This is a genomic window from Parasphingorhabdus sp., assembly GCF_041748495.1.
Classification (GTDB): Bacteria; Pseudomonadota; Alphaproteobacteria; order Sphingomonadales; family Sphingomonadaceae; genus Parasphingorhabdus.
Genome location: NZ_JBGTDD010000166.1, coordinates 1 through 4,721, shown reverse-complemented (window position 1 = coordinate 4,721; position 4,721 = coordinate 1). Strand labels below are relative to the sequence as shown.

The 4,721-nt window shown below is 55.9% G+C and carries 7 protein-coding genes and 1 pseudogene; 4 read left to right on the top strand and 4 right to left on the bottom strand.

The genetic code is table 11. The annotated features are described in order from the left end of the window. The 4 genes from ACEW8J_RS14455 to purQ form a co-directional block, all read left to right on the top strand. The coding region (locus ACEW8J_RS14455; protein ID WP_373492343.1) for a phosphoribosylaminoimidazolesuccinocarboxamide synthase at positions 1-307 on the top strand (307 nt) is incomplete at its 5' end. A 152-nt stretch (positions 308-459) separates the two neighbouring features. Next, positions 460-1,392 (top strand): surface lipoprotein assembly modifier, encoded by a 933-nt coding sequence (locus tag ACEW8J_RS14450; protein ID WP_373492342.1) that lies wholly within the window; start codon positions 460-462, stop codon positions 1,390-1,392. 111 nt (positions 1,393-1,503) lie between these two features. Then, positions 1,504-1,758, top strand: coding sequence for a phosphoribosylformylglycinamidine synthase subunit PurS (gene purS, locus ACEW8J_RS14445; protein ID WP_373492341.1), 255 nt, complete (start codon positions 1,504-1,506; stop codon positions 1,756-1,758). Continuing rightward, positions 1,758-2,414, top strand: coding sequence for a phosphoribosylformylglycinamidine synthase subunit PurQ (gene purQ / locus ACEW8J_RS14440; protein WP_373492340.1), 657 nt, complete (start codon positions 1,758-1,760; stop codon positions 2,412-2,414). The genes purS and purQ overlap by 1 nt, the downstream gene beginning before the upstream one ends. Before the next feature lie 386 nt (positions 2,415-2,800). On the opposite strand, the gene ACEW8J_RS14435 is transcribed toward purQ, so the two are convergent. From ACEW8J_RS14435 to ACEW8J_RS14420, 4 genes and pseudogenes are all read right to left on the bottom strand, one after another. After that, positions 2,801-3,910 (bottom strand): OmpA family protein, encoded by a 1,110-nt coding sequence (locus tag ACEW8J_RS14435; protein WP_373492339.1) that lies wholly within the window; start codon positions 3,908-3,910, stop codon positions 2,801-2,803. A gap of 190 nt (positions 3,911-4,100) precedes the next feature. Continuing rightward, a complete protein-coding gene (locus tag ACEW8J_RS14430; RefSeq protein WP_373492338.1) occupies positions 4,101-4,277 on the bottom strand; it encodes a hypothetical protein in 177 nt (58 codons plus the stop codon). A 6-nt stretch (positions 4,278-4,283) separates the two neighbouring features. Beyond that, positions 4,284-4,424: pseudogene (locus tag ACEW8J_RS14425) on the bottom strand (DUF2793 domain-containing protein); the annotation flags it as partial. Positions 4,425-4,444: 20 nt separating this feature from the next. Then, positions 4,445-4,721: hypothetical protein (locus ACEW8J_RS14420; protein WP_373492337.1), on the bottom strand; the 277-nt coding region annotated here is incomplete at its 5' end.

Genomic DNA, 4,721 nt, shown 5'->3' with positions numbered 1-4,721 from the left:
GATCAACGATTTCCTGGCCGGGATGTTCGCCGGCATCGGCATCAAGCTGATCGATTTCAAGCTCGAGTTTGGCCGGATTTTCGAGGGTGATTTTTCACGCATCATCCTGGCTGACGAAATCAGCCCGGACGGCTGCCGCCTCTGGGATATCGAAACCAACGAGAAACTCGACAAGGACCGCTTCCGCCGCGATCTTGGCGGCGAAGCCGAGGCCTATCAGGAAGTGGCCCGGCGCCTCGGGCTGTTTCCGGAAGGCGTCAGCGAAGTGCTCGATCTCAATAGTGAACGAAAGAAGCGCGGAAAGTAACCAAAAGCATTTGGCTGTCCGTTGCTCTGTCCAGCACAAAGGGGCTGCTGGGGGCGAGCGAATATCCGCGATGGTTTACGCGAAATCAACCAAGCCAATGTCGGTACCGCCCTCATGTAGAACCCATGTGAGGAACAATTCCGACGCGACTTTTGATTTTGCTCGCCGCTTGCGGCGGTGCCGGCCCCCAATCTATTGGCAATAGCCCGCCGCCAACCGGAGGCGGTGGCACGGGTGGCGGAACCGGCCACACGTTCGTCGATCCGACCGAAGCGAAGAGCTATACGGCCGTCGGATCGTCGCACAGCTATCAAAACAGGATCCAGGACCCCGGCGATGTCCTGCGGGATATCAGTGGCAATCAGGTACTGGACGGCAATGGCAATACCACTGACCAGCTCGCCTTGCTGCTCGATGCCGACAGCAAGGTCATCAACTATAAAGGCAAGGAAGCCGACGATATTGTCGTCCAGCTGGCCGCCGGTCCCGAACTGAAAATTGCTCGCTACAGCAGCATCTCGCTGCAGGCGGTTGGCCTGCAGCGCTGGTACGGCGGACGCTTCGCCACCCGCGAATATGGTGGCCGTTTCGGCTATCAGCAAGCATTGAGCGAAGGGCAGAAAATCGGTGTCGAACTGGACGCGCGTCGTACCGAATCGCAGATCAGCGATGCCTATAGCGGCTGGCAGCTTGGCGCGAACGCAACCTACGAACATCTCGTCAGCAAATCGATGATTGCCTCGGCCAGCCTTTTCGTCCGCCGAGACCTTCTCAACGCAGATGGCTTTTCCAGTTTCAACTTCGGGATCAATATCGGCATTGGTGGGGAATTACCTCTGGGTCTGAACACCGGCGTTGCCGCCAGTGTCAGCCGTTCGACCTATGATGCACCGCTGCTGCTCTATTCCTCGGATGAACGCCAGGATTGGCTTGGCTTTGCCCGGGCCTATGTTGGTAGCCGGAAACTCAAATTTTTGGGATTCTCTCCGTCCATCGACAATAATTATTCGCGCGTGGACAGCAATCATGTTCTGTATGAAATGAGCCGGCATCGCGTCAATTTCAAGTTCGCCCGCTATTTCTAAGGCGATAGCGCAGCAATCCGGCCTGCAGCTTTTCCGATTTTCCTTCTTGCTCTTGCCCCGGCAAATCTTGGCGCTATAGCGATGGTCAGCGGATCAACGCGAGGGCGAAGCATGAAAGTCAGAATATTTGTCACGCTGAAGGAAGGCGTATTGGACCCTCAGGGCAAGGCCATCCACCATGCTCTGGAAAGCCTCGATTTTTCCGGGGTGAACGATGTTCGCGCCGGCAAACTGATCGAGCTTGACGTTGATTCATCCGTCAGCCGCGAAGAGATTGACCGGATGTGCGACAAGTTGCTCGCCAATACCGTCATCGAAAATTATGAAATTGAACGACCGGATACAGCGCCGGAATCGACGTCCTGATGGAATCCGCCGTCATTGTCTTTCCCGGCTCGAACTGCGATCGCGACATGGCTGTCGCCCTGGAAACGGTTTCCGGACAAAAGCCGCATATGGTCTGGCATGGCGATAGCGAACTGCCGTCAGGGCTCGACTTGATCGCAATTCCGGGCGGTTTTTCCTATGGCGATTATCTGCGGTCGGGTGCCATGGCTTCCCGTTCGAACATCATCAAGCCGGTCATCGAAGCGGCACAGCGCGGTATCAGGGTTTTGGGCGTTTGCAATGGCTTTCAGATTCTCACCGAGACCGGATTGTTGCCAGGCGCGCTAATGCGCAACAGCAATATGAATTTTGTCTGCAAGGATGCCGAACTCGAGGTCAGCAATAACAGCAGTATCTTCACATCCGCCTATGCCAAAAATGCGTCGATCTCGATTCCTGTCGCCCATCATGACGGCAATTTCTTTGCCGATACAGATATATTGGATCAGTTGGAAGCGGAAGACCGGGTCATGTTTCGTTATCGCGGCAATATCAATGGTTCATCCCGCAATATTGCCGGCATCATCAACAAAGCCGGCAACGTCCTGGGCATGATGCCGCATCCTGAGCGTGCGATAGAAAAAAGGCATGGCGGGACGGACGGACTGGCTTTGTTCGAAAGTCTGCTTCGCTAAAGCACTAGCGGCACGCGAACCGAATCGCGTGTGATAGGCCATAAGCATTGCGCATTTTTCTGGACAAATTGCCGGACCGGAATCAGCGCCATCTGATCAGCGCAGATAGTGCTCTGTCGCTTGCATTCAGCATAACCATGTTAAGGACAATTGATCAGCGGCAATATTGAGAAGGCAAGGAACTTGCCGAAAAGATCGGTTCCGAAGATTGCCCACATCGAAACTACCGATGATCGAGCTTCGCTCAGGCTACGAGCCATGTGCTGTAATCACCAAAATCGGTCGATGGCGGAAACCGCTTCTGATTCAATCGAGATACCGGAGTTGAAACGAAAAAGGGCCGGTCCGAAGACCAGCCCTTTTCAAATTTAGCATCTATGTTGCTATTAGTTACCGGAACCAGGTCCGTACATGACTTCAACACGACGGTTCTGAGGTTCGCGAACACCGTCTGCGGTTTCAACACGCGGACGCGATTCACCGAAGGCTTCACTCGAGATAGCGCCGCCGCTGATGCCGCGCGATTCAAGATAGGCGCGAACAGACGCGTTGCGACGCTGGGACAGACCGACGTTGTAGCTGGCAGCGCCAGATTTGTCAGCGTGACCAGCCAGCATGACCTGAGCCGAACCACAATCGCCATATGCCGTAACCGCATTGTCGAGAACCGAAGCCGCTTCTGGTGTGATATCCGACTGATCCCAGTCAAAGAACACAATATAAGGGCCAGGTGCACAGACCGACGGTGGTGGCGGTGGTGGTGGTGGAGGCGGTGGCGGTGGCGGTGGTGGAGGCGGTGGTGGAGGCGGTGCCGCTGGTTCGCCGCCGAAGTTGTAGATCAGGCTACCCAGAATGGAGTGGCTACGCATACGCGTATCGGCAGTACGGCCGCGCTGGTCCACAAGATTGACCTTGTCAGCATTGAAGAAGCGGTATTTCAGACCCACGTCCCAGCTATCGCTCAACGGTGCACGAACGCCTGCAATTGCCTGCCATGCAAAGCCGGTGTCCGAATCATCGAGATAAGGACCACCAAAGATATTGGTAACTTCGGTGCGTGCAACGCCAACGCCGCCGCCGACAAAACCCTGAAGGCCGTCATCGTCGCCAAAGTCGAGCATCGCGTTCAGCATGAAGCTGAGCGCGTTTACTTCGCCATTGATCGGGAATGTCCCGGTGATCGTAGCACCGCCACCACCTGCCGTCCCTGGTACACCTGGTGCACCAGCTTGCAACTGATTGGCAGCAGCGGCTTTATAGCCGACTTCGGCTTCCAGACGGAAACCTCCAAAGTCATATCCGACTATGCCGTCAAAATCATATCCGACATCATGATCAGTTTTGAATGCATTATTGGTTCCACCGACGTCGATCGACAGATCTTCGACGATCATCACACCGCCCTCGACACCAACATACCACTGGTTATCACGAGCCAGTGCAGGTGTTGCGAGCGCTGTGGAGGCAAGCGCCATTCCTAAGGCAAGCTTCCGCATTTATATTCCCCTTCTCAATTAGGTTCTAAATTCACGCTGCTTTCTAACTCTTCACTCGGTCCAGTGCAAGCAGCCAAATCGCAGAACTGTTGCGAAAATGTCGCCATTTTCGGCATTTAACCCAAAAAACGGCGTCCAAAGCCCGCCAGAAATCAAAAATCTGCGTGCGTCTAGGCTGCTGTGGCCGGAATCACGGGCCAGACATTAAGATACCCTGCGCTTGCAGAACCGCCAGAATCGAATCGATAGCCAGCCGCGCCTCCGCATCGACGACGGCACCGGCCACCGGGCTGGCAACTGCTTCCACCAGCTGCCAGGACCCACGATAAACCGCAAAATTATCCATTGATTCGATATAGATACGCATCAGCGCCAGCGGCGCGACGAACAGCCAGCCATTACCCGTCCAGCCCGCGATCTCATCATCATGATCCTGCCACTCGACTGTCGCACCCGTCCCGACCAGCCACGACTGCCCGGCAACCGGAACAATATTGTCCGGATCGGTCTCTATCGCCTGTACCGTCGGATGAATCAGAAAATCGATTCGCGCGAGCGCCTCGTTGTGGAATAATTCCTTGTGCGCCTGGGTGCCGCGGCACTGGGGACCGTGCGTCTGGTCGGCGGTGCGATATCCCGCCCTCCTGCCGCGCGGACAAAATCGCCGTCCATTGTCAGGACGAAGCCATCATCCGCAGACGAACGATCAAGCGCGGCCATGCGGTCGATCGCGCTCGGATCAGACGCAAAGGACAGCGGCAGGGAATCGGCCAGCATCCGCAGCGCCGCCTGCCGATCCTCACCGCCTGCC